Origin of the sequence: Sporosarcina sp. ACRSL, from assembly GCF_022346605.1 — a bacterium.
In the GTDB taxonomy this organism is placed as follows: Bacteria; Bacillota; Bacilli; order Bacillales_A; family Planococcaceae; genus Sporosarcina.
The window spans coordinates 281,882-305,848 of sequence record NZ_JAKRNT010000004.1; the positions used below are offsets into that span (position 1 = coordinate 281,882).

General features: G+C 42.3%; 23 protein-coding genes. 14 read left to right on the top strand and 9 right to left on the bottom strand.

What is annotated here, in order from left to right:
• Nucleotides 1-28 precede the first annotated feature (28 nt).
• The 6 genes from MHZ92_RS08275 to glnH form a co-directional block, all read right to left on the bottom strand.
• A complete protein-coding gene (locus MHZ92_RS08275; protein WP_239431197.1) occupies nucleotides 29-2,503 on the bottom strand; it encodes an EAL domain-containing protein in 2,475 nt (824 codons plus the stop codon).
• A gap of 206 nt (nucleotides 2,504-2,709) precedes the next feature.
• On the bottom strand, nucleotides 2,710-3,573 hold the full coding sequence (locus MHZ92_RS08280; protein ID WP_239431198.1) for a MurR/RpiR family transcriptional regulator: 864 nt from the start codon (nucleotides 3,571-3,573) through the stop codon (nucleotides 2,710-2,712).
• Between the two features lie 12 nt (nucleotides 3,574-3,585).
• Complete coding sequence (locus tag MHZ92_RS08285; protein WP_239431199.1) at nucleotides 3,586-4,401, bottom strand: nitrilase-related carbon-nitrogen hydrolase; 816 nt, start codon at nucleotides 4,399-4,401, stop codon at nucleotides 3,586-3,588.
• Nucleotides 4,402-4,422: 21 nt separating this feature from the next.
• Nucleotides 4,423-5,145: an amino acid ABC transporter ATP-binding protein gene (locus MHZ92_RS08290; protein WP_239431200.1), complete on the bottom strand. Its 723-nt coding sequence runs from the start codon at nucleotides 5,143-5,145 to the stop codon at nucleotides 4,423-4,425.
• Nucleotides 5,142-5,810 (bottom strand): amino acid ABC transporter permease, encoded by a 669-nt coding sequence (locus MHZ92_RS08295; protein ID WP_370644660.1) that lies wholly within the window; start codon nucleotides 5,808-5,810, stop codon nucleotides 5,142-5,144. Before MHZ92_RS08295 ends, MHZ92_RS08290 begins: the two co-directional genes overlap by 4 nt.
• A gap of 43 nt (nucleotides 5,811-5,853) precedes the next feature.
• Nucleotides 5,854-6,645, bottom strand: a complete 792-nt coding sequence (glnH, locus tag MHZ92_RS08300; RefSeq protein WP_239431202.1) for a glutamine ABC transporter substrate-binding protein GlnH — start codon at nucleotides 6,643-6,645, stop codon at nucleotides 5,854-5,856.
• Nucleotides 6,646-6,867: 222 nt separating this feature from the next.
• Here glnH and MHZ92_RS08305 point away from each other — a divergent pair, with 222 nt between their 5' ends.
• The 4 genes from MHZ92_RS08305 (at nucleotide 6,868) to MHZ92_RS08320 (ending at nucleotide 12,087) form a co-directional block, all read left to right on the top strand.
• Nucleotides 6,868-8,247: an aspartate aminotransferase family protein gene (locus MHZ92_RS08305; RefSeq protein WP_239431203.1), complete on the top strand. Its 1,380-nt coding sequence runs from the start codon at nucleotides 6,868-6,870 to the stop codon at nucleotides 8,245-8,247.
• A gap of 48 nt (nucleotides 8,248-8,295) precedes the next feature.
• The gene (locus tag MHZ92_RS08310; protein WP_239431204.1) at nucleotides 8,296-9,669 is read left to right on the top strand and encodes a serine hydrolase domain-containing protein; all 1,374 of its coding nucleotides are present in this window, start codon (nucleotides 8,296-8,298) and stop codon (nucleotides 9,667-9,669) included.
• Nucleotides 9,670-9,772: 103 nt separating this feature from the next.
• A complete protein-coding gene (locus tag MHZ92_RS08315) occupies nucleotides 9,773-10,303 on the top strand; it encodes a hypothetical protein (RefSeq protein ID WP_239431205.1) in 531 nt (176 codons plus the stop codon).
• A gap of 158 nt (nucleotides 10,304-10,461) precedes the next feature.
• The gene (locus MHZ92_RS08320; RefSeq protein WP_239431206.1) at nucleotides 10,462-12,087 is read left to right on the top strand and encodes a copper amine oxidase; all 1,626 of its coding nucleotides are present in this window, start codon (nucleotides 10,462-10,464) and stop codon (nucleotides 12,085-12,087) included.
• A 221-nt stretch (nucleotides 12,088-12,308) separates the two neighbouring features.
• On the opposite strand, the gene MHZ92_RS08325 is transcribed toward MHZ92_RS08320, so the two are convergent.
• On the bottom strand, nucleotides 12,309-12,704 hold the full coding sequence (locus MHZ92_RS08325) for a VOC family protein (protein WP_239431207.1): 396 nt from the start codon (nucleotides 12,702-12,704) through the stop codon (nucleotides 12,309-12,311).
• A gap of 177 nt (nucleotides 12,705-12,881) precedes the next feature.
• On the opposite strand from MHZ92_RS08325, the gene MHZ92_RS08330 reads away from it, so the two are divergent.
• Nucleotides 12,882-13,913 carry an SDR family oxidoreductase gene (locus MHZ92_RS08330; RefSeq protein WP_239431208.1) on the top strand — a complete coding sequence of 344 codons (1,032 nt, stop codon included), beginning with the start codon at nucleotides 12,882-12,884 and terminating at the stop codon, nucleotides 13,911-13,913.
• A 129-nt stretch (nucleotides 13,914-14,042) separates the two neighbouring features.
• On the opposite strand, the gene MHZ92_RS08335 is transcribed toward MHZ92_RS08330, so the two are convergent.
• On the bottom strand, nucleotides 14,043-14,750 hold the full coding sequence (locus tag MHZ92_RS08335; RefSeq protein ID WP_239431209.1) for a DNA alkylation repair protein: 708 nt from the start codon (nucleotides 14,748-14,750) through the stop codon (nucleotides 14,043-14,045).
• Nucleotides 14,751-15,071: 321 nt separating this feature from the next.
• Here MHZ92_RS08335 and MHZ92_RS08340 point away from each other — a divergent pair, with 321 nt between their 5' ends.
• From MHZ92_RS08340 to rbsK, 4 genes are all read left to right on the top strand, one after another.
• Nucleotides 15,072-16,880, top strand: coding sequence for a S9 family peptidase (locus MHZ92_RS08340; RefSeq protein ID WP_239431210.1), 1,809 nt, complete (start codon nucleotides 15,072-15,074; stop codon nucleotides 16,878-16,880).
• Nucleotides 16,877-18,136 carry a M20/M25/M40 family metallo-hydrolase gene (locus MHZ92_RS08345; protein WP_239431211.1) on the top strand — a complete coding sequence of 420 codons (1,260 nt, stop codon included), beginning with the start codon at nucleotides 16,877-16,879 and terminating at the stop codon, nucleotides 18,134-18,136. The genes MHZ92_RS08340 and MHZ92_RS08345 overlap by 4 nt, the downstream gene beginning before the upstream one ends.
• A gap of 274 nt (nucleotides 18,137-18,410) precedes the next feature.
• Nucleotides 18,411-19,334, top strand: a complete 924-nt coding sequence (locus MHZ92_RS08350) for a nucleoside hydrolase (protein WP_239431212.1) — start codon at nucleotides 18,411-18,413, stop codon at nucleotides 19,332-19,334.
• A gap of 32 nt (nucleotides 19,335-19,366) precedes the next feature.
• Nucleotides 19,367-20,251, top strand: a complete 885-nt coding sequence (gene rbsK / locus MHZ92_RS08355) for a ribokinase (RefSeq protein WP_239431251.1) — start codon at nucleotides 19,367-19,369, stop codon at nucleotides 20,249-20,251.
• An 82-nt stretch (nucleotides 20,252-20,333) separates the two neighbouring features.
• On the opposite strand, the gene MHZ92_RS08360 is transcribed toward rbsK, so the two are convergent.
• The gene (locus MHZ92_RS08360) at nucleotides 20,334-20,663 is read right to left on the bottom strand and encodes a DUF192 domain-containing protein (RefSeq protein ID WP_239431213.1); all 330 of its coding nucleotides are present in this window, start codon (nucleotides 20,661-20,663) and stop codon (nucleotides 20,334-20,336) included.
• A gap of 194 nt (nucleotides 20,664-20,857) precedes the next feature.
• Here MHZ92_RS08360 and MHZ92_RS08365 point away from each other — a divergent pair, with 194 nt between their 5' ends.
• From MHZ92_RS08365 to MHZ92_RS08385, 5 genes are all read left to right on the top strand, one after another.
• Nucleotides 20,858-21,040 (top strand): Flp family type IVb pilin, encoded by a 183-nt coding sequence (locus MHZ92_RS08365; protein ID WP_239431214.1) that lies wholly within the window; start codon nucleotides 20,858-20,860, stop codon nucleotides 21,038-21,040.
• 74 nt (nucleotides 21,041-21,114) lie between these two features.
• Complete coding sequence (locus tag MHZ92_RS08370) at nucleotides 21,115-21,621, top strand: A24 family peptidase (protein ID WP_239431215.1); 507 nt, start codon at nucleotides 21,115-21,117, stop codon at nucleotides 21,619-21,621.
• Complete coding sequence (locus tag MHZ92_RS08375) at nucleotides 21,618-21,998, top strand: TadE/TadG family type IV pilus assembly protein (RefSeq protein WP_239431216.1); 381 nt, start codon at nucleotides 21,618-21,620, stop codon at nucleotides 21,996-21,998. The genes MHZ92_RS08370 and MHZ92_RS08375 overlap by 4 nt, the downstream gene beginning before the upstream one ends.
• Complete coding sequence (locus MHZ92_RS08380; RefSeq protein ID WP_239431217.1) at nucleotides 21,998-22,918, top strand: pilus assembly protein TadG-related protein; 921 nt, start codon at nucleotides 21,998-22,000, stop codon at nucleotides 22,916-22,918. Before MHZ92_RS08375 ends, MHZ92_RS08380 begins: the two co-directional genes overlap by 1 nt.
• Nucleotides 22,919-22,992: 74 nt before the next feature.
• Nucleotides 22,993-23,946, top strand: coding sequence for a Tad domain-containing protein (locus MHZ92_RS08385; protein WP_239431218.1), 954 nt, complete (start codon nucleotides 22,993-22,995; stop codon nucleotides 23,944-23,946).
• The last annotated feature ends 21 nt before the right edge of the window (nucleotides 23,947-23,967 follow it).

Below are 23,967 nucleotides of genomic sequence, written 5' to 3' on the forward strand. Positions count from 1 at the left end.
AGCATTCAGCTTCCTGATTGGAAAGATACTAAATGCCGAAAACACTATTTGAATTATTAACACAATATTGGTAAACCTTCGCCATAGCTTGTGCTCGATCGGAGACATTTAACTTTTGGAAGATGTGAGTAATATGATTTTTAACGGTATGTTCACTAATATAAAGATCTTGAGATATTTCTTTGTTGCTTAATCCTTCGAGTAGTAAATCAAAAACTTCTAGTTCTCTAGCAGTGATAGCATATTGCTCCTTAAGTTGCTCTAATGCTGCTGGGATAGGGTTTTCCATTTGCTCTTGATGTACTTCTCTATCATGCTCAACCTCAACGTCGAAAACCAAATCGTTTTCGTGCATCATTTTTTCAAATGTTCGTTGTGGGACAGGTGGGCTAAATAGATATCCCTGCACTTCGTCACAATGATGTAAACTCAAGAACTCGAACTGTTCTTTTGTTTCTACGCCTTCAGCAATAATTGATAGATTTAACGATTTTGCAAGCGAAATAATCGTAGATGTAATCATCCTGTTTTCATTCGTCTTATCCGTAATTCCTTGAATAAACGATTTATCGATTTTCAGTATATGAATAGGTAAAAGGCTTAAATAATGAAGGGAAGAGTAACCTGTCCCGAAGTCATCAATGCTGATTGTAATACCCATTTCTCTTAATCGTTGTAATGTAGTTATAATGAATTCCTCATGATGGATTAACGCTGATTCGGTTAACTCAATCTCTACTAAATTCGCAGCTACTTTCGTTTCTTCTAGAATTCTCTCGACAGTTGATAAAAGATCCTTTTGCATAAATTGCTGTGAAGAAAAGTTAACTGCAATACGTATGGAGGTGTAATTATTTTTCTCCCAACGCTTAATTTGTTGGCAGGCAGTATGTAACACCCAATTTCCTATTTCGACAATTTGGCCCGTTTGCTCTGCAAGAGGAATGAACTCGCTTGGCGATACAGCGCCCCAACTTGGATGATTCCAACGTAATAAAGCTTCAGCACTTTCTACTTTTCCAGTCGCAACATTCACTCGAGGTTGGTAAACAAGTTCAAACTCATCACGCTCAATTGCTTTTCGCAAATCATTTTGCATAATAAAAGAGCGGTAGGACTGCATATTCATTCCTGTATGGAATACATGATAGTTATTCTTGCCTTGCTCTTTCGCCCGATATAAAGCTACGTCCGCATTTTTAATGAGTTCATTAAAATCTTCTCCGTCATATGGGAAGATGCTTAGTCCAATGCTCGTTGTAATATACAGCTCATAGTCATTAACCGACAATGGCTGTTGAAGTGCTTCTAAAATATGATCAGCTACTTCTAATGCGCTTTCCCTATCTGTGTTAGGCAAAATAATATTGAATTCATCCCCACCAACTCTTGCCAAAAAATCTTGATCTCTTACACTACTCCTTAGCCTACCCGAAACCTCTTGAAGAACACGATCCCCAATAGAATGACCAAGAGAATCATTAATATATTTAAAACGATCCATATTCAAGAACATAATCCCTAGTGGTTGATTGACCTCTCTTGCATCTTTCAAATGACTAATGAGTGTTTCATTAAATGACCGCCTATTCGGTAAGTCTGTTAAGTAATCGTGATAGGCCATATGCTTAATTAATGATTCACTTTTTTTCTGCTCCGTAATGTCCCGTATCGTACAAGCAATGATCGTTTTATCTTGTATAATCTTCAATCCAAATTGAATTTCCGACAAAAAGGTTGTCCCATCTTTTCTTGTTACATACCTCTCTTTATGACTCTCATAGCCATGTATACTTCCGTACCGCTGAATTGACATAAATAGATTTTCTAAATAAACCTTTGATTCGTCATCGGTAAATAGCATTCTAAGATTTGTGCCTAGAAGCTCTGTTTCGTGATATTGAAGCTTCTTTTGACCTGAAGGATTCACCCTTAAAATTTCTCCGTCTTCACTTAAAATAATCATAGAGTCTTTGGACGTTTCACTAATAACATTTGCTAATGCTTCAGATAAAATTAATTTAGAAGTTGTTTCAGAAAGATCTTTATTAGCATTCTCTAATTCTACTGTTTTAGCGGTCAACATGGCAGCTTGTTGGACAAGCTTACGTTCCATTTTGTAAATATCGACAAACCCTTCCACTTTTGCTTTTAAAATAAGTGGATCAACAGGTTTGAGTATATAGTCAATGGCCCCTACAGAATAGCCCATAAAAATATGTTCTGACTCCATATTATTGGCCGTAATAAATAGAATCGGAATGTTTTTCGTTTTTTCACGTGCTTTAATAATTTTTGCTGTCGTAAAACCATCCATTCCAGGCATCTGAACATCTAGCAAAATAAGAGCGAATTTATCTTTTAGTAAGCATTTAAGAGCTTCCTCCCCAGAAGAAGCTTTAACTAAATTGTATTCATCTTTGTCAATAATTGCTTCGATGGCTAATAAATTTTCGGGTCGATCGTCTACCAAAAGAATATTTATTTTCCCCTCGTTTCCCATACTTAAGAACCCTCCGTATGATATGTTTTTAGTCCTATATAGAGGTTATCATAATTTACGAAAAAGTAGGATATGATTTTACGATTTATAAAGATAGATAGGTCAAAAGAATTATTTTTCGGCTGGGTACTTTAAAAAGGAAGCTCGGTAGTCTTACCAATGTATCTTTATCATATAAAAAAGCCAGCCATATAGGGCTGACTTGATCACGTCTCTTTCTTATAAAAACTCCCAAATTTGCTCCAAATCTCTTCCATCCTCGTAAGGCGGATTTCGACTTCCTTTTCGCGCTCTTTCCCTAAATAGACGATTAAGGCATTAATGAGGCTTAACGGGGCGGTGAAGGAGTCGATAAATGACGGCATATCGCTTGCAGCCGTTAAGGTGACATCCGAATGCTGGAAGAGGGGAGAGAGGAGATTGTCCGTAATGGAAATCGTACTCGCACCCATGTCCTTGGCAAAGGCTACCGTGTTAATGGTACTGCTGGAGTAACGGGCGAAACTAATTCCAATAACTACATCGTCTTCGTTCAAATTGTAAAGATGTTCAGAAATCACTTCAAATGAACCAAGCAGCTCGGAGTTCTCCAGAATAATGTTTAAATAATAATGAAGGAAGATACCGAGTGAAGCGGTACTTCTGTTCGCTGAAATATAAATTTTCTTCGCATTCAATAGTAGCTGGGCAGCTCGATGAAAAGCTTCAACATCCAGGTTTTCCATCGTTGCTTTAATGTTGCTGATGTCATCATTAAAAATATCATAGATGACTTTTTCTTTGTCGTCATAGACTTGGGAAGACAATTTCAAACGATCCATTGTCGTCAACTGCTGTTGGATGGAGTTTTGCATATGTTGTTGCATTTCTGGATAGCCGCTGTATCCGAGAGTCGTTGCAAATCTGACGACAGTGGCTTCACTGACACCCGCTTTTTTCGCTAATGTTGCCACCTTGAAGAACGGCACCATATTGGCGTTCTTCAAGAGATAGTTGGCAATTTTCTTATGTGATTTACTTAATTGGTTCATGTTTTCCGCAATATGTTGAAAAACATTTTTATGAATCATACCATCCAATCCTTAAAGTGAAATTTTGCTTTTGTAATCAATTATAACATCTGATCCGGGTAGTAGATTACGATCTAAATCATCTAAGTAGGGGACATCCACCCTTGTTTGATCTATTAAGGAAGTGTCCATTTCCGCTACAAGGACATCCTCCGTATTCGAAGGGGATTCGATTAGCACCTCGCCATTCGGTGCAACGAATTTACTTTTCCCGCAACTGCCTTCGTGCGCTGTATTGACCCCGAGAACGAAAACAGTATTATCCAATGCACGAGCAGGCAGTTGGATATCCCATCTTGATTCTGCAGGAATGCTCCAAACAGATGGACAAATTATTAATTCAGCTCCTTGTAATGCTAGGATGCGGCTCGGTTCAGGAAACTCAATATCCGCACAGATAAGAATACCAATTTTTCCAACTGACGTAGAAACGACTTCATATTGTCTAGTTCCAGGTGTGAAAATAGCTTTTTCACGACCCCATAAAAATGACTTTCTATAGGTGCTGACAACTTCACCGTTTTTCTCTATAACGGCACTAGCAATAAAGAGATCGCCATCCTCTTCTTCCACAAATGGGACGACAAGGACAACATTGAGTTCTTTTGCCAACTGTTGAAATAAAGAAACGGTCTTTCCATTAGGCTTTTCCCCGAACCGGTCGAATTCCTCCCTGGATAAATAATAACCGCTAATCCAAAGTTCCGGCAATGCAATCAGTTGTGCTCCCTGCTCGGCAGCTTGTCTAATCATTGAAATTGCACAATTTGTATTTGCCTCGCCTTTATTAGGTTTAGCATGCATTTGCACTGCTGCAATTTTCACCATTACGAACACTTCCTTCCGGTATTATAATACTTTCCGTAAAAATGATTTAGTTCTATCGTTATCTGGGTTCGTAAAAATTTTATCCGGATGTCCTTCTTCCATAATGATACCTTGGTCGAAGAAAATGACCCGATCACAAACATCTCGAGCAAAATCCATTTCATGTGTAACGACGACCATCGTCATGCCACTTTTCGCCAAGTCTTTCATAACGGTTAACACTTCCCCGACGAGCTCAGGGTCCAAAGCTGATGTCGGTTCATCGAATAACATAACTTTCGGGTTCATCGCTAGGCTTCGGGCGATGGCAACCCGTTGTTTTTGACCGCCTGATAGCTTTTCAGGATACACATTTGCTTTATCGGCAAGCCCGACCTTTTCGAGTAGTTTCATAGCGTTTTGTTTTGCACTTTCCTTATTCACTTTACTTACAATCATAGGAGCAAGGGTGATGTTCTCCAACACAGTCATATGTGGAAAGAGATTAAATTGTTGAAAAACCATACCGACTTCGCTTCTGATTTTATTTATATCAGTCTTTTTATCAGTTAACGAAACTCCTTCAATATGAATTTCTCCTGAAGTGACATCCTCAAGAAGATTTAAACAGCGAAGAAATGTACTCTTTCCCGATCCGGAAGGCCCGATAATTGAGATCACTTCTTGTGGTTTGATTTTGCAATCTATTCCCTTTAAAACTTCAAGATCCCCGTAGCTTTTATGTAGATCTTTAACTTCAATCATTTAACATGCAGCCTCCTTTCAATTAGGCGCAATCCTAATGAAATGGAAAGCGTCAAAATTAAATATAGGATTGCGACGGCCGTGTACACTTCGACGGCACGGAAATTTGAAGATACAACAATCGTTCCTTGTCGGGTCAGTTCTCCAACCCCGATAACGGTTAGGAGGGAAGTATCCTTTAAGCTAATGATGAATTGATTCCCAAGAGGGGGGATCATTCTTCTAAATGCTTGGGGCCATGTAATCCGATACAATGTTTGGAACTTTGTTAGTCCCAATGACCGCCCAGCCTCTATCTGCCCTTTATCGACGCCTTCAATAGCACCACGGGCAATTTCTGCTATATAAGCTCCTGCATTAATGGCAATTGTTGTAACCCCTGCAACAAGAGGATCTATTTTTATTCCTAGTATCATCGGAAGTGCAAAGTAAATATAGAGAGCTTGTACCATAATAGGTGTCCCGCGAATAATTTCAACGTAAATCGTCGAAATGCTAAAAAGGAATTTGTTTTTGGATACACGCCCTAAGCCTACAATGATTCCGATTATGAACCCAATGAGAATCCCGACAACTGCAATCAAGATTGTATATTTAAGTCCTTGAACTAAGATGGGCAACGCATCAATGGCATATGCCCAATCTAGTGTAAATCCATTTCCCATCATCTATCCCTACTTTCATCTGAATGCGTTTTCCCAAGATGAATTATTTTTCTGGTGGTGCTTCCCCAAACCATTTTTTGTATAGTTCTTCATATGTTCCGTTATCTATGACCTCTGCCAAAGCAGCATCAATTTTTTCTTTCCATTCGCTTCCTTTTGGCATTGCAATTCCAAAAGATTGTCCTTCCAGAAGATCGCCTGTAATCTTCACTTTTCCTTCAGCACTCGTTTTAATATAGTACTGGATGTTAGGTAGGTCGAAAATGACAGCATCTGCTGAACCTTTTTGAAGTTCCATATATGCCTGGTCGATGTTCGGAAAAGGAACGAGATCCTTCAGACCTTCTATTTCAGTTGCGTAATCATAGCTGGATGTTCCTTGTTTTGTGGCGACAATCTTCCCCTTTAGATCATCTACCGTATTGATTTCTTCTTCATCTGCACGGACAAGGATGGCAGTCCCGGCATCATAATATGAATCACTAAAGTCTATTACGGCTTCGCGCTCTGGCTTAATCGTAATTCCAGCGATGGCCAAATCGAGATTTTGAGTTTGAAGTGCTGGAATGATTCCTGTGAAATCCATTGGCTTCAGCTCATATTCAAATCCTGCTTCTTCTGCAACCGCTTTCAAAAGATCGATATCAAAGCCAACATACTCTCCCGATGCCTGATCCAAAAACTCAAATGGAACATAACTTGTATCTGTTCCAACCATCAATTTTGGCGTACTTCCCTCGTTGTCGGATGCATTCCCCGCAGAACATGCTGCAAGGAGTACACTGCCTGCTAGTGTAAATCCGACAGCTAATTGTTTGAATGTTTTTCCAAACATAATAGAATCCCCCTTTGTTTTACTATTCTTTAAACATACTATTTGAATTTATAAGAAAATGCAATAGTTATTTCATTTTTGATTTTGGATAAAATAAAAATATCTTTTGTTTATTGAAGTTTAAATTTTCACTATTTACATTCATAAACTATCGATGTATACTTGCAATAAATATTTCATATTGTTTAGAAATGAAATAAAAAATTCATAGGGGTGGAAAAAATGGTTCAAAGTAAAGTTGTCACGGGAATTGAAGAGTATCGTAAAAAAACACCTGCTTCACTTGAGTTTTCAAAGACTTCCCGAAATGTCATGCCTGGGGGAGTGACCGCCAACATCAAGTTTTTCGAACCTTATCCGGTCATTATGCAAAAGGGGAAAGGTGCCTATTTAACGGATTTGGATGGCAATGAATACGTAGATTATTTGCTTTCTTACGGTGCATTGATGACCGGCCATGGCCATCCGAAGGTGATGGAAGCCATTCGGAAGCAGATGGACGAAGAAGGGACGTTGCTATTTGGAACGCCACATCATTTAGAAGTGGAAATGGGGAAGAAAATCCAAGAGCTTTATCCTGGGATGGAAAGATTGCGTTACACGAATTCTGGAACGGAAGCGACATTGCTTTCGATTCGAATGGCTTATGCATATACGGAAAAATACAAGATTGCTAAATTCGAAGGTCATTACCATGGCGGCTATAACCAAGTACTTCTCAGCGTCAATCCACCATTAAACGAGGCAGGACCTGCGAAAAACCCGAACTCGATTGTAGAATCAAAAGGCGTTGAGCCGCATCAAATTGAAAATACGATTATTTTGCCGTTTAACGATTTGGAAGCGACAATTGACATTTTAACAAAACATCAGGACGAAATCGCAGCTGTCATTCTGGAGCCTGTCCAAGGAGGTTTTATCCCGGCAGAACAGGAATTCATGGAAGGTCTACGAGCTGTGACGAAAAAACTAGGCATTCTGCTCATTTTCGATGAAGTGAAGACGGGGTTCCGCCTTGGTTTAGGCGGCGCGCAAAAGGTTTACGGCGTCACGCCGGATATTACAGCATTGGGGAAAGTAGTCGGCGGCGGATTCCCAGTAGGCATCGTCGGGGGCAGCAAGGAAATCATGGAGATCAGCGCGCCGACCGCTGCTTCGGATGTGTTTGATAACAGCCAAAGTAAACGTTCCGGTGCGAAGGATGTATTGTTCCACAGTGGGACGTACAATGGGCATCCGACAATACTCGCTGCAGGGTTGGCGACGATTGAGGTGCTTGAGCAAGAGATCGACCATGTGTTTGAAACGGCTAATCAACTGAAGTCGGGAATTCAAGATTTATTCCTCCAAAAAGGAATCAATGTACAAACGATTGGCATGGGCTCCATTTTCAATTTTATCTTCACCGAAAAAAAGAAAGTCCAAAGTTATCGCGATTTGCAGGAATCCAATTTCGCACTCAGAAAAGACATTGATTATCACTTGCTCGCTCGCGGCATTTACAACAAACCTCTGAACCGATACAGCCTAGCGACAGTCCATGGAGAGAAAGAAGTGGATCGTACGTTGGAGGCATTTAAAAAGACACTTGATTCACTATAATTAATCGAGAAAGTGGAAGTCGAACATGGCAAAACGTTCGACTTCTTTTTGTGTTTTATATCAATTACAAATCCATTAGATGATAGAATGAAGTATCAGAAAAGTTGGAAAGGGGAGATGCAAGTGAGCCAGTGGGCAGAATTTGAAGCATTTGTTGAAGACATTATGAAAGCCGAGCACATACCTGGCGTTGCTGTGGCGGTTTCTGAAAATGGAAAAACGATCTATCAAAAAGGGTTTGGAACGAGGGATTTGGAAACGAATGAGCCAGTCACTCCGGACACTATTTTTGGCGTCGCTTCCGTTACGAAATCATTCACTGCGCTTGCGATTATGAAGCTAGTGGAAGAGGGGAAATTGCAAATTGCCGATCCGGTTACGAAGTACCTTCCTCAATTCCAGTTAATTGGCTATGACGATATTGACGACATCACAATCCATCATCTTTTATCGCATACGACAGGAATTGCGACGATGAAGAGGGTGGAGCAATTAGACGGATTTGACGAACATCTTCGTTATATTAATAAAGTGGAAAGAACCGTTTTAGGGAGACCCGGGGAGTTTATTTGTTACAACAACGATCTGTTTTTATTGTTAGGCGCGATTATTGAACAGGTGACGGGAGAAAGTTATCAGGATTATATTAAGAAGCTGTTATTGAAGCCGTTGGGGATGAATCGGACAACTTACAGTCTCGATGAATTACAAAGCTTTGATAATGTGACGACACCCTATGTTCTAGAAGACGGTAAACCCAAACCATGTGAGTGGCCGACATTGGGGAACTATGCAGTCGGTGGTGGGATTCGTTCGACTGTGAAGGATTTACTAAAGTACGGAAACGTATTTGTCGCCCAGCAGGAAATCATTGGTCATGAATCTATTGCGAGAATGGCGGAACCCGTGCACTATACAAGCGGAAATAGCTTTTATGGCTATGCTCTTCAAATCACTCCGAATTATTCAGGTGTAACGATAGTCGAGCACGGCGGAGGGCAGCCAGGGGTATCGTCCAATTTCGGTTTCATCCCAGAGCGAGGAATTGTGGCAGCGGTCTTAACAAATTTGAGTGATGTCAGTGCAAGTGCCATTTGGCTTGCAGCTGTGAATACTGCTCTCGGTCTGTCAATCGATCAAAAGAGAAGTACGGAACCTCACTTTGACATGAAACCCGAGCAGCTTCAGCGTATGGTCGGAACGTATCGATCAGGAGAAGGATTGGAAGTGAATATCACGTTGGAAGATCAAAAGATGATGGCTACGGTTTCGGATAAGACGTACGAACTTCGAGCAAGTGATGAAAGTACGCTCGTCGTCATGATGCCGATTGAAAAGCCGATCCGGTTCTTTTTTGATGAGGACAACGATGCGTGGGCGATCTTTTTAGGGCTTCGAATGTTAATGAAACAAGTAAGTTAAGAATTATGGCTAGTCATTCTATGAATGGCTAGTTTTTTCTTTGGCCAATTAATGAATCTTATCATTCAATAAGAACGTACCAGTATTAAGGGGTGAAATAACTGTGGGGAAGAAAAATATAGGGATAATTATAGCCGTACTTATCCTGTTTATAGTGGCTAGCTATCATTTATATAATTCAAGAGAGTTATATGGAAATGATAAGGCTTCAATCAGTAAGGTAATTAAGTCTATTAATGACTATGAGAATAAAGAAATTGAAATCCTGGAAATTAACGATTTTGAAGATATTAGAATTGTAGGATTTCTATCCAATAATCAACCTTCTTATATAGAGTTCAATAAAAATGAGAAGGGGAATTTTGCTTGGAAGCATATTGAAACGCATCATAATGAATCATTTAGTATGTTCTTACCTCTAGGAATTTCAAAAATGATGTTCGTGACTAATTATGAAAGTGAAGTTGCCAAAATGCAGGTAGATATAAATGAGACAACAATAGAACAAGATTTTACTACTTATCAAGCAACTGTTACTTGGGTTGACTTGCCTCCAACAAATAATGATACTTACGAATATCGGAATTATAAATATTACGATGAAGATGAAAATCTAATTACAGAGCGGAATTAGTTCTTTAATTACCGGGTTCGTTAGAAATGAAAATCAACATTATTAGAGGCTTGTCTTTAAGTCGATACGTATAGTGAAATAGGTGAACATCCGTTTCATATGACTATTCATTTACATAACCTGTTAAGAAGGCGGTTATTAATAGGGAGTGTGATGGAATGGGGGTAAACCCAAAACGTAGTGTGGCCGTAGTTCCAGTTGGACAGGGACAAGATACAATGAGTCAAGTAAGAAGGATGTGTGATCATCATCCTTCTATCCAATCGTGTTTACAGGGAACGAGGCATCTGTTGTTATCGCTGGAAGTGCTTGATGAAGATACTAAATCCGCGGGTCTCCTGAAAAGTGCTCAATCAACTTCTCAAAGCGAATTTGTAGCCACGTACTATGACTACACCAACAATCGTACAGTGATGGCAACTGGACCGATCGGTGATTCAGGATCTATCCGTGTTTCGTACCCAGATACACAGCCACTGCCAAGTGCGGATGAGTTTGAGTTAGCGGTATCGATTGTTCGGGAGTATCCTCAGCTTGGCTACTTACTTCGAGAAAATCTTGTCCGTCCTTACAGGGCAATGCCTGCAATAATTGGATCAGATACGGATGACTATATGGAAAGAACCCTTGCAGTTGGACTTCTTCCTGTGAAGGGGAAAGTAGAGGATGGAACCGGAGAGCCGAAGCATCAGATTGTCGGAGTTAATATGGTTAAACGCGAAGTGATCTTATATGAAACGGGTGCACCGCCATCTGCAATAGCACTTGATCATATTTGTATGCCTCCACCTGATGCCAATCAACCTACCGCAAGAAAAGGTACAGCGGGACAATACAAAGTGACTGTCACGGAAGACGATCAGGAGATCTGGAGTTTCCTTGCAGTGAGACCGGCTGCCTCTTCAGGTAGAGTTGGGTCGGGCATCGAACTTCGAGATGTGTATTATCGTGGAAAAAAAGTCTTATCCCGTGCACACGTGCCGATTTTGAATGTCCGCTATGAGAATGATCTTTGCGGACCGTATCGGGATTGGCAGTGGCAGGAAGGGATGTTTGAAGCGATCGGCACAGACGTTGCACCTGGAATTCGATTATGTTCCAGTCCTCCAAGAACGGTTCTCGATACTGACTCAGATACGGGCAACTTTCACGGTGTCGCCATTTATGAGGATGAAGAAGAAATTGTATTAATGAGTGAATTGGAAGCGGGCTGGTATCGCTATATTAGCGAATGGCGTTTTCATAAAGATGGTACGATTCAGCCGCGATTTGGAATGGGCGCGGTCGCTAATTCATGTACATGCAACGCTCATACGCATCACGTATATTGGCGATTTGATTTTGATATACGTACAAGTGGGAATAACGTTATACAAGAAATTAATGAAAAGATCAGTACCGGAACATTGATTCCTCGGACAATCAATTATGAAATTCGAAGGTCTCGCGACAATTATCATAATCGCCATTGGCTCATATCTAACAAATCGTCGGGGGAAGGATATGCGTTATTCCCCGGTAAGAACGATGGCAAAGCGGATAGTTTTGGAGTGGGGGATGTATGGCTCCTTCGTTACAATAGTAATGAGTTGGATGATGGACAGGGTTTTACGACAGATATAAATAGAGCGAAAGCGAATTTAGATAAATTCCTTGTTCCACAAGAAAAAATCAATGGACAGGATGTTGTCGTTTGGTATTCGGCACATTTCCATCATGATGAAACGAGTGGAGAGGAAGTTTCGCATATTGTTGGTCCGGAGTTGAAACCACGGAATTGGTAGGGCTTGCTTTTATGCGTAGTTATAGGCGTTTATGCGGTTTTGTAGCGTTTTATGCGTAGGTTCGTTCAGTTATGCGTATATTCTGAGGTTTATGCGTGGATTTCGCGATTTATGCGCGATTTGAAAGATTTATGCGGGATTGTGGCGTGGAGACGAGATCTCTTGAGACGCGATTGAAAGAAAAAAGGGCTGTCCTAAAAATGGGGCAGCCCTTGCTACTTTTACTTCGCATTTTCATCTGGTTGGTGGATTCCGAAAAGATTACCTTCCGTGTCAGTGTAATAGCCTTGCCACGCCATGCCAGGCAGGGCGTATTTTGGCATGGCGACTGTTCCGCCGTTCGCCAAGATTTTCTCTTCGGTTTCATCGTAATTTTCTACACCAATTGTGCAAGTGAATCCGTTTACAGGTTGTCCTGCTTCAGGCAGAGGGCTTTGACGTTGCATTAATGCACCGTTGATCCCAAGTTCGCTATCTTCGCCTGTCACTGCCCCGAAGTAAGGCAACCCTGCATAGTCGCTCCAGTCTTGAAATGACCATCCGAATACTTCGCCGTAAAATTTCTTCGCCCGTTCCATGTTATCGACATGAATTTCGAAGTGAATTAATCTCCCCATAACTTCATCCCTTTCCTGTTTTACTTTTGAAAATTTAGACTTGTTCGATTAATGATATCATCTCATAATTAAATGTGTAAATGATTATTAATTGAATCCGCCAGTTAAAGAGGATTTCAGTTGTTTATGGCGAAATAACGTGAATATGAAATTTATTAAAATGAACGGAGGAAAGGTATGAAGGTTCTTATCTTAGGGGGCACTCGTTTTTTAGGGAGAGCTTTAGTGGAGGAAGCGTTGAAAAGAGAGCATGAAGTCACTTTGTTTAATCGTGGTACCAATCCCGAAGTATTTCCAGAAGTTGAGCAGCTGACTGGCGATCGAAACGGCGATGTGTCACAACTGGAAAATCGAAAATGGGATGTTGTTATAGACACATGCGGGATTTCGCCGCATCAAATTGAGAAGATTGCAGCTGTACTCGGGGCTAACATCGAGCATTATACCTATATTTCAAGCATCTCCGTTTACCCGGATTGGATTCCTCTAAATATTGCGGAGGACTATCATGTGCATTCCATCCCTCCGGAAAATGTTCTGAAAGACATTGAGGAGGGGACTGTATCTCCTTATGAATATTATGGTGGAATGAAAGTGGCGTGTGAAGAAGAAGCGGAGAAGCATTGGCCTGAACGGGTTTTGCAAGTGAGAGCGGGATTGCTTGTTGGGTCTTATGATTATACGGATCGGCTACCGTACTGGGTGCATCGTGTAGCGCAAGGCGGAACCGTATTAGTGCCGGGGCGTCCGGATCGGGCTGTCCAATTCATTGACGTCAAAGATCTGGCAGCATGGGTGCTCACGATGGCGGAAAACAGAAAGGCGGGCACGTATAATACGACGGGGCCTGGGACTACATTGACGATGGCAGAGTTTTTGAATACGTGCAAGGCAGTGACGGACAGCGATGCCAAGTTTGTTTGGGCAGATGAACAATTCATGCTTGAGCAGAAGGTGCAGCCTTGGACGGAAATGCCGTTATGGATTCCCGAACAATTTGCATTACAAGGCGCCTCGGAACCGTGGAAAGGCAGTTCTTTCATTAGTATAGAGAAAGCTGTTAGGAACGGCTTGTCCTTTAGACCGCTAGAAGACACAATTTCTGACATTTATCAATGTGTAAAAGCAAAAGAAACAGAATGGAAAGCGGGAATTTCACGGGAACGGGAGCAGGAGTTGCTGGAAGCATGGCTTCAAAAAGCCGAATAAACGGCGCTTGTGCAGCGCACTATTCAGTTAATCACTACAATTTTATATTCGTAAAAGTGAAAGCCGGTCAGAATTGAAATTGACCGGCCTTCCCATTCAATTGTATAAATCCAACCTGTACCACCACAATTAACATCTTACATATTTGCGTTTGAAGCCGATTTTTCCTCGATCTATTTCCTTTTGAATGCTTTCGTAGGCGTTTAGAATACTGCTTTTTTTGTTGTCGCGCTTCATTTCTACTGGGCCCATCGCTTTTGCGGTTTCGACCGCCATTTCATGGAGGGGGACGTATGAAAATCCGACTGTGTAGACGAAGTTGTTCATGGCGGATTTTGTCCGTTCCGGTGCATCGTGAATCGTATTTTTCACGGTTTCAAGCATGCCAGCGATTTTGCTTTCGGAAAACTCGACGTCTTTTCGATTTCCTAACAGCCAGCAATAGCAGCTCCAACCGGCTGACATTTTCAGTTCTTCACCGCTCGCAATCCATTTGTCGGCGACTTCTTGGGCGATATCCGCTTCCGCCAACGTGACGGCGACGACATAGTCGGACAGCATGTAAAAATACGCGGAATCAATCCAACGATCATAATCCGCTGCAGTCATTGCTTTCGGGTCGGCAATGATGCCGGCAAAATACATAGCGTCATAGTTCCCAGTCGCGTAAAGCTCTTCCGCCAACGGTTGGTTTATTTTTATCTTCCTCGCCATTGGTTTCATCGCACCCGTTGCTACACCGAAAAGCGGCTCATGCGCACCATTGGACATGTATATTTTCTTCGTTCGTTCCTTGCCGAGCGCTTCGAGCTCCTGCATAACCTCTTCTACATTCATTGTTCAGCACTACTTTCTATTTGAAGTTCTCTACCTGCTATTATCCTATACCAAGCAACCGTTTGTCAGCAAAAGACTGAATTGTTTGGGTGCCTGTGCAAAAAACTAATCAGTTTATTCGCTACAATTGCATAGTGTAAATATGAAAAGTCATTTATCTAGGCGAATGGTTAACTTTGATATGGATATTTATAACAGAAAGTGAATTGTCATAAATGTACCATGCACAGGCACCGTTAATTTCAGTACGCTTTTCGTGCAATCTATGGAAATGGTATACTAGTAGGAAATATAAGAATTATTTGGGATGGGGGATTATTTATGTCGGATGAAGAGAAAGTGTTGTTGGATTTTTTGAAAGTGAATTCTGCGTATGAAGCGAAGGTTGTGCCTGGGACAAGCACGTTTACTTTTCTAACGAAATTAACTGGTATTCCGCAAGTGTGGAAACTCGACGACCAAGGTGAGCCGTTCCAGTTTATTGAGATGCATGACCGGGTTTTGAGTGTTCATCATTCGCCTACCGGGGACCGGACTGTCATAGGTGTGGACAGTAAGGGGAATGAAAAGCAGCAACTGTATATCGTTGATGCGACCGGAAGCAATCCGGAAGTACTTGTGGAGTCATTGGATCATTTCCATTATGTCGGGGGCTGGTCGAAGGATGGCCGTTATTTATCCTATTCGAGCAACCGTCGTCATCCCGGATCTTTTGATGTATTCGTAATCGACGTGGTCACGAGAGAAGTGGAACAAGTCTTTACGAGTGATCGCAATTGTGTTCCGCTCGGTTGGGTGGATGAGGAATCGCTTTTTATTAGCATTATGGATACGAATATCGACAGGTCCGTTTATATCGTAAACATCCGAACGAAGGAAACGGTACGTCTTGGAGTGGATAGAGCCGTTGCACGTATACATTCCCCGATTGTTAAGAATGGTAAGGGGTTTGTCCTTACAGATACTAACGAGGATACACTGCATTTATGCAGATTTTCATTGCAAGATCCGAGCAGTCTTGGAAAGATTCTCCATTGGGAGAAATGGGATATGGAAGAAATCGCACTATCACCGGATGGGGAGTCGCTTGCTTTCACTTTGAATGAAGGCGGCGTGGCAAAACTAGGTGTCTACTATCCTAATGGAAGGAATTATGAACTGATTGATGCGTTGCCGAAAGGTGTGATTGCATCACTGTCATGGCTTTCGAATGAATCCTTTTTATTCACACTGAAAACCCCGACGAATCCGGGGGACATTTGGAAATATGATTTGAAGACCAAACAGGTAGAGCGATTGACGTTCATCGGTGAATCAAAATCCGTCGGAAACTATTGGATTGAACCCGAACTTCATTCCTATTCCGCTTTTGATGGATTAGAAATTCCGTATTTCTTTTATAACAAAGACAAGGACGGACAGAAGCCTGCCGTCATTTACGTGCATGGCGGTCCTGAAGGCCAGTCGAAGGCGGAGTACAATCCTGTTTTGCAATATCTAGTCTACAAAGGTTTCGCAGTGGCAGTTCCGAATATCCGAGGGAGCAATGGATATGGCCGGAAGTATTTGAAACTGGATGATGCGGATAAGAGGTTGGATGCCGTCGCGGATTTGGCTAGTTTGGCGAAGGATCTGACGGAATCCCACCACGTATTGCCTGACCGAATCGGCATTATGGGGAGAAGCTATGGAGGATTCATGGTGTTGTCCGCGTTGACGCAATATCCGGATTTGTGGGCAGCGGGCGTTGATATCGTTGGGATGTCCAATTTGAAAACGTTCTTGACGAATACAGGGGAATGGAGAAGGTATTTGCGTGAGTGTGAATATGGTTCCCTTGAAAAATATAGCGATTTCTTCGATGAAACGGCCCCTATGAATCTCACACATAAAATTACAGCGCCGTTGCTCGTTGTCCATGGCAGGAATGATACGCGTGTACCGGTGAGCGAAGCGGAACAGCTCGTTGCTGATTTAGAGAAGTTGGACCGTGAAGTAGAATTAGTCATTTTCGAAGACGAGGGCCATCAAACGGAAAGGATCGAAAATCATATTACGCTGCATACGAAGACAGTGGAGTTTTTTGATCGACATTTAAATACATCAAAGGTAGGGGACTTGTCGCTATGAATATGAAACCGGAAATCGTTGAGACAGTGAAGTCGATTGCAACGGATGAAAAAGTAAAAGAAGCGCTCGCGTTTTTGGAAGCGGATAATGATGCGACAACGAATGAACAAATCGAGTTAACGGGAATCGAAGCGCCCACATTTGAAGAATGGACGCGAGGGAAAGTATATCAGGAGAAACTTCGGAGTTTGGGTATCGAGGATATTCAGGTGGATGAAGTCGGAAATGTGTTCGGCATTCGGAAAGGTGCCGGGAACGGTCCGTCGCTCGTACTTTGCGCGCATCTTGATACCGTTTTTCCTGCGGGGACGGATGTTCAAGCGAAGTGGGTTGACGGAAAGGTGTATGCACCGGGGATTTCGGATGACGGTCGTGGGTTGGCGGTTGTCCTTACGATTCTTCGTGCATTGAATCATGCAGGAATTGAAACGAAAGGTGATCTAATTGTCGGAGCGACGGTCGGGGAGGAAGGGCTAGGCGATTTACACGGGGTGAAGCATTTATTCAGTACGCGCAATGATATCGATGGTTTCATTTCCGTGGAACCTGGAGCTCCTGAAAGGATCACCTATTTAGGGACGGGCAGTAAACGGTATTCCGTGACGTATAAGGGTCCAGGGGGACATAGTTTCGGAAGTTTTGGGACCGCGAATCCGATTCACGCGCTAGGCAGGGCGATTGCGGGCATTTCCGTTCTGGAGACGCCTGCTGACCCGAAGACGACGTATAATGTCGGTGTCATTAGTGGCGGAACTTCGGTGAATACGATCTCGGAGACGGCGAAGATGATCATCGATCTCCGTTCCAATTCTGAAGAGGAGTTGGCGAACCTTGAGGCGAAGGTGCTTGAGATCTTGCAGCAGGCAGCGGTCGATGAGAACACCTTCAGAGGGAAATCGGATGAAGTGACGGTGGAGATTGAGCAGGTTGGAGATCGACCTGCAGGCAGTCAGAGTCCTGATGCGGATATTGTCCAAGCGTCGATGGCGGCTGTAGCCGCGCTCGGATTTGAACCGGTTTTGGGTAGTGCATCCAGCACAGATTCCAACGTGCCCATTAATCTAGGCGTTCCAGCCGTTACACTTAACGGCGGAGGAGAAGCAGGAGGCATTCATACACTGAACGAATATTACGACCCGACAAATGCCCATTTCGGCCCGCAAACAATACTGCTCACCGTATTGGCCCTTCTCGGGTACGGGGAGACGGCGGAACCGGTGCTACCGAAACGCCAGGCAGAAGTTGCGCAAAAATAGCTGCCTGTGCAGCACACAATTCAGACAATGCACTACAATTGTATAAACGAAATGAGGGAAGCCAGTCAAATCAATGTTTGATTGGCTTCTTTTCTTATGTATATACATATCGTTGAATAGTCATAAATGTACCATACACAGGCACCGACACAATTTGAAGGGATATTTTGGCATGTCGTTAAACGGAAAATTACGTGATGTTTATTGGGCCTTCTCTTATAATGAGAGCGAGTCTAATTTATTTGTTCAACTTAGAGAAACGAGGAATGACTTTATGAAAACACCAATTATAATCGATACGGACCCAGGAATTGATGACGTCATTGCCATAACGGCTGCGATATTTGCAGAGGAACTTGATGTGAAATTGATCACGACAGTCGGTGGCAATGTTGGAATTAAAAATACGACGAACAATGCGGTCAACTTGGTAAATTTTTTAGGGAAAGATATTCCGGTTGCGAAAGGCGCGGATCAACCGTTATTGAATAAATTAGTATCTGCTGCAAAAGTTCATGGAGAGAGTGGAGTCGGCGGCTACCAGTTCGAAGTAAAAGAAAATCGCACGCTGCTTTCTAGTAAGCATGCAGTTGAGGAATTAAGAAAAGCTATTCTTAATTCAAACGAGCCAATCACGCTTGTGCCGATTGGTCCTCTTACGAATATCGCACTGTTATTTAAAATGTATCCTGAAGTAAAAAACAATATTAAAGAGATTGTCCTCATGGGTGGTGCGGTGAAAGGCGGCAACAGAACGCCAGTAGCCGAATTTAATATGTTCGTCGATCCGCATGCGGCAAAAATTGTCTTTGATGAGGATGTCAAAATCATCATGTGCGGGTTGGATGTGACGCTGCAGACACGTATTTCAAACGACGATGTAAAGAAAATAGAGGGCTACGGAAAAGTGGGAGAGATGGTCAGCCAATTGCTAAGTGGCTACGACAGCCCGTCAACGGCGGCGGACGAATTTGCCATTCACGATCTGTGCACGATTATTTATTTGACGAGACCGGAACTGTTTGCAGGTAAACGGGCAACCGTCAATGTCGTCACGGAAGGTGATGCATCAGGATGTACGCTTACGCATTATAATGAAGATGGAAATGTGCATGTCGTCTTGGACGTGGATGTTGAGGAATTCAGAAGTGAATTTATTGCGACGTTCAAAAAAGTGCATGAGCAGTTAGGGTATTAATGTATTTGGAGAAGCAGAAAGAAGTGAAGAAAATGATAACGGTCATCGGAAGTATGAACATGGATTTGGTCGTCGATACAAAGAGGGTTCCGGAAAACGGGGAGACGATTTTAGGGAAAGACTTTTATACGTTTCCGGGCGGCAAAGGTGCAAATCAAGCGGTTGCAGCTGCAAGGCTAGGTGGGAACGTCCACATGATAGCGTGTGTCGGGAATGACAGTTTCGGAACTGAATTAATTCAAAACTTAAATGAAGAAAGAGTAGATACTGCTAATGTATCGCGTTCTTCGGACAAATCTACTGGAATCGCAAATATCATCTTATCTGAAAACGATAACCGAATTATCGTCGTGCCCGGTGCAAATTATGAATTATCACCGCAAACGATTGAAGGATTAAGAGATGTTATAAAAGCGAGCAAAGTCGTCGTCATGCAACTGGAAATCTTACCGGAAACCGTTAAATCGGTGTTGAAAATATGTGAGGAGTTGAATGTCCCAGTCGTCATGGATCCAGCCCCGGCTGAATTCTTCGACAAAGACATGATTTCGGGCGTTCGATACATGACGCCCAATCATTATGAATGTGAGCAACTATTCGGCGTTCAGCTGGAGGAAGCACTGGAAATGTACCCGAATCAATTGATCGTTACGTTGGGCAAAGATGGCGTTCGCTATTTTGATGGAGAGAAGCATATTCATGTTGAAGCCATTCCGACAAATGCAGTCGATACGACAGGTGCTGGAGATACGTTTAACGGCGCCTTGGCATATGCGATCAGTCATGAATATGCATTGTATGATGCAGTGAAGTTTGCGAATACAGCATCTTCTTTGTCTGTTGAAAAACTAGGTGCGCAAACGGGTATGCCGACGAAGGAAGAGGTAGAAGCTCGGATTGCTAGATTGAATAAATGAAAAACGGAAAGCCAATCAATTCGACATTGATTGGCTTTTCTGCGTTTTTATAGTCAATTCCGCCTTGCAGGTACCAGCACAACTATTTATTAAATTGCATAGTATCCCCGACACGGATCTTCTCCTTTTTCACAGTCCCAACGGGCAACTCCAGCGTGGAGTGGGCATTTTTGACGGGAAGTATGACTCGCCACGGTTTGAGATAAGACACTGTTTTAACAACGCAGTTTGATTTATCGAGGAAAACGGCGTCAATGGGATGCCACATGAAAAACATATGGATGGAATTGCATGGTGTTAGGAGAAGACCTTTATCGACAAGAGGTCCTTTGTGACTCAATAGACCTACAAATCTTGACCAAGCAGTATCTGCACGATTGATAGGGAATGGCAGGAAAATAGTTTTGGACATAACTATCAACCCTCCTTTTTAACTAGCTTATTCTTTATTAATTGTAAAAATGCAGTGGACAAGCGAGAGAGTTGTAGGACTAATACTTTATTTGAATACCAATTTTCCTAAGAAAAAATATCTGGATTTCCAGTAATATGGACAAGTTTTCACCTAATATAATCCCTTGTACTGATAATTGAAGGAGGAAGATCATGAACTGGTTAGAAAGACTATGGAAAGAAGAAGACGGGCAGGCGCTGACGGAGTATGGGTTATTGGTTGGGTTGATTGCAGTTGTGGTGATTGGAACGATTGCACTCATAGGTCCAGAGTTAGACAGATTGTTTAACCTGATTTTAACTGAATTGCAGGGTGCAGGTACTACAACGCCTTAAGCTAGTTAATTAAACAGTTTAGAAAATAGCCCGACTACAGTTGGGCTATTTTCCACATGAAAGGAGAAATCCGGATGGCAAATATAGCACTTGCGGTAATTCTTATCATTTCAGTTGTAACGGATGTACGAAGTCGGAAGGTCTTGAATATTATAACACTACCAGCCATTTTAACGGGTTTCCTTTTTCATGTGGTAACTTCAGGTCTTGACGGCTTTTTCTTTAGCGGTATCGGATTTTTGGTCGGTCTTGGCTTGCTGATCATTCCGTTTATAATGGGAGGAATCGGTGCTGGGGACGTAAAACTATTAGCAGCAATCGGCGCTTGGAAAGGCGCTGTATTTGTATTTTATGCAACCCTTTACGGAGCAGCTATTGGCGGACTCATTGCATTGTTCATTTTACTGAAAAGAAAAAGGCTCGGTTTCACGATTAAACATATTTTGTTTTCATTCAGGTTCCTTAAAAATCGAAAGGTTCTAGGGGATCTTGGTGAAACGGATGGAACTCTCTCAATTCCCTATGCCGTTCCGATTGCGGTCGGCGCATTGATTGCATTTTTGATGGAGGTTTACATATGAAATCACAACGAGGTCAGGCGTTGGTGGAAGCGGCATTCATAATACCAATTCTTTTGATTTTACTATTCGGCATTACCGACTTCGGTCGGGTTTTTCATGCTTATTTAACACTCGACCATGCAGGTAGAGAAGCTGCCAGAGTTGCGACGGTTGGAGCTGAGGATACTGAAATTGCTGCAAGGATAGAACAAGCGACGAGCAGCCTTAATAAAGATAAAGTGACGCATACTATCTCGCCGTCAGGGAAATCAAATCGACCAAGCGGGAGCGAGGTCACAATTACATTGAAATATTCTATTGATCTGTTAATGCCTCTTATTAGTCATCTGAGTGGACCCATTGAGCTGGAAAACAAAACTGTAATGAGGGTGGAGTGATGAGAAAGATTAATCAGTCGTTGCTGTTTACCTTGAAAGATGAGCGCGGGGTAACGAAAATACTTGTCGCTCTTAGCATCGTCGTTTTGCTTGGCTTCACGGCCTTAGTCGTCGATGTCGGTGCCATCTACTTCGAAAAAAGCAGGCTACAAAAAGCATTAGATGCAGCAGTACTCGGAGGCGCACAGCATTTGAAGGTTAGCAAGGAGCAAGCGGAGGAAACGGCTATTGCACTTGCTTTGGAAAATGGATTTAATGTTGTTAAAAACGACGTGACGACCGGGGAAGATTATATTGAAATTGAGAAAACCGTTCCTAAAGAATTGACCTTTGCGAGAGTGCTAGGTTTCAATGAAGCCGATATTCATGCGGTCGCTCGCGTGAAATTAGTACAGGGGTTAGTGAAGCGAAGCGGGGTCGCCCCAATTGGTTTACAGGATGATAACTTTGAAAAGAATGGGCCGTATGACTTGAACTTCAATCCAGGAGAAGCGAAAAAAGGAAACTTTGGCTTCCTTGGCATAGATGGTCCTGGTGGTTCGATCGTAGAAGAATCAATATTAAATGGAAGCAAGACTGAAGTGGAAGAAGGCATGGATGTTCCTACCGAGACAGGGCTAACATGGGGGAATGTGAAGAAGGCAATAGAGGAACGGATAAAGCGAGATGCAACCAAAACGCATTGCAATTCTCCCGATACGGCAGATAATGAATGTAGCCGAGTTATCATTATTCCATTGGTAGACTCATACGATAATTTGAGTGGAGGTGGCAAAGTGAAAATCGTCCGCTTTGCTGCATTTTGGATTGATTCCGTCCAAGGTCAGACAATAAAAGGTCACTTCATTGATTACGTAACAAGCGGCACATTCGAGCCCGGAGGAGAGTCCAACATTTATGGTGTAAAACTTGTCAAATAAACAAACCTACAGATCTATCGCCCCTTATCAGTCTTCTGATTGGACCCCGGAAAAAAATCAATGAGGGTGGAACGATGAGAAGTAAAATTAATGCGTTACTGTTTTCTTTAAAAGACGAAAGTGGAGTGGCGAAGATCCTTGTCGCACTCAGCATCATTGTCTTGCTTGGTTTCACTGCGTTGGTCATCGATGTAGGCGCGATTTACTTTGAAAAAAGTAGACTGCAAAAAGCATTGGACGCTGCTGTTCTTGGTGGAGCACATCGTTTGTTAGTATCTGAGGAAGAAGCAAAAACAACTGCGATTTCCCTTGCACTGAAGAATGGATATGATGTTGTCGATGATTCGAAAGAGATGAGCACAGGAAACTACTTTATTGAAATCGAAAAGAAAGTGAATAAGGAAATGACTTTCGCGAGGGTTTTAGGAGTAAATAGTACAGATATTAACGCCGTGGCTCGAGCAGAGCTGCTTTATTCGGCATTAGTGCAAAAGGGTGGAATTGTACCAATTGGTCTAGAGGATGGAAAGTACGACCTTTCACATGGAAATGAGTTTGCTTTAAACCTTGATAATGCAAATAAAATAAATGGTAACCATGGGTTCCTTTCATTAGACGGAAGAGGAGAGGATAGTTGGGAAGATGCGGTGAAATATGGTAGTAAGTCTGTATTTGCAATCAAAGATCAGATTTATCCAGAACCGGGGAATTTGGGTGGGAATGTATATAATGCTTTCAACTATAGAATTAAACTTGATGAAAATAACCCAGATAAAACTTATTGCAATAATTTCGAGACTGCAGATAATTCCTGTAGCAGGGTAGTATTAGTGCCCATTGTAAGTGAGTTCCCCAACGGAAGGTCTGATAAAGTCGAAATCCGACATTTCGCGGCCTTTTGGCTCAGCGGATTTGAAGGGAAGCATAACAACATAGTAAAAGGAGTTTTCATGAATTACGTCACAAGTGGCACTTTTGATGACAAGGGAACGAAGACCAATATCTACAGAGTAAAACTCACAAAATAACAAAAAATATACAAAGCAGGT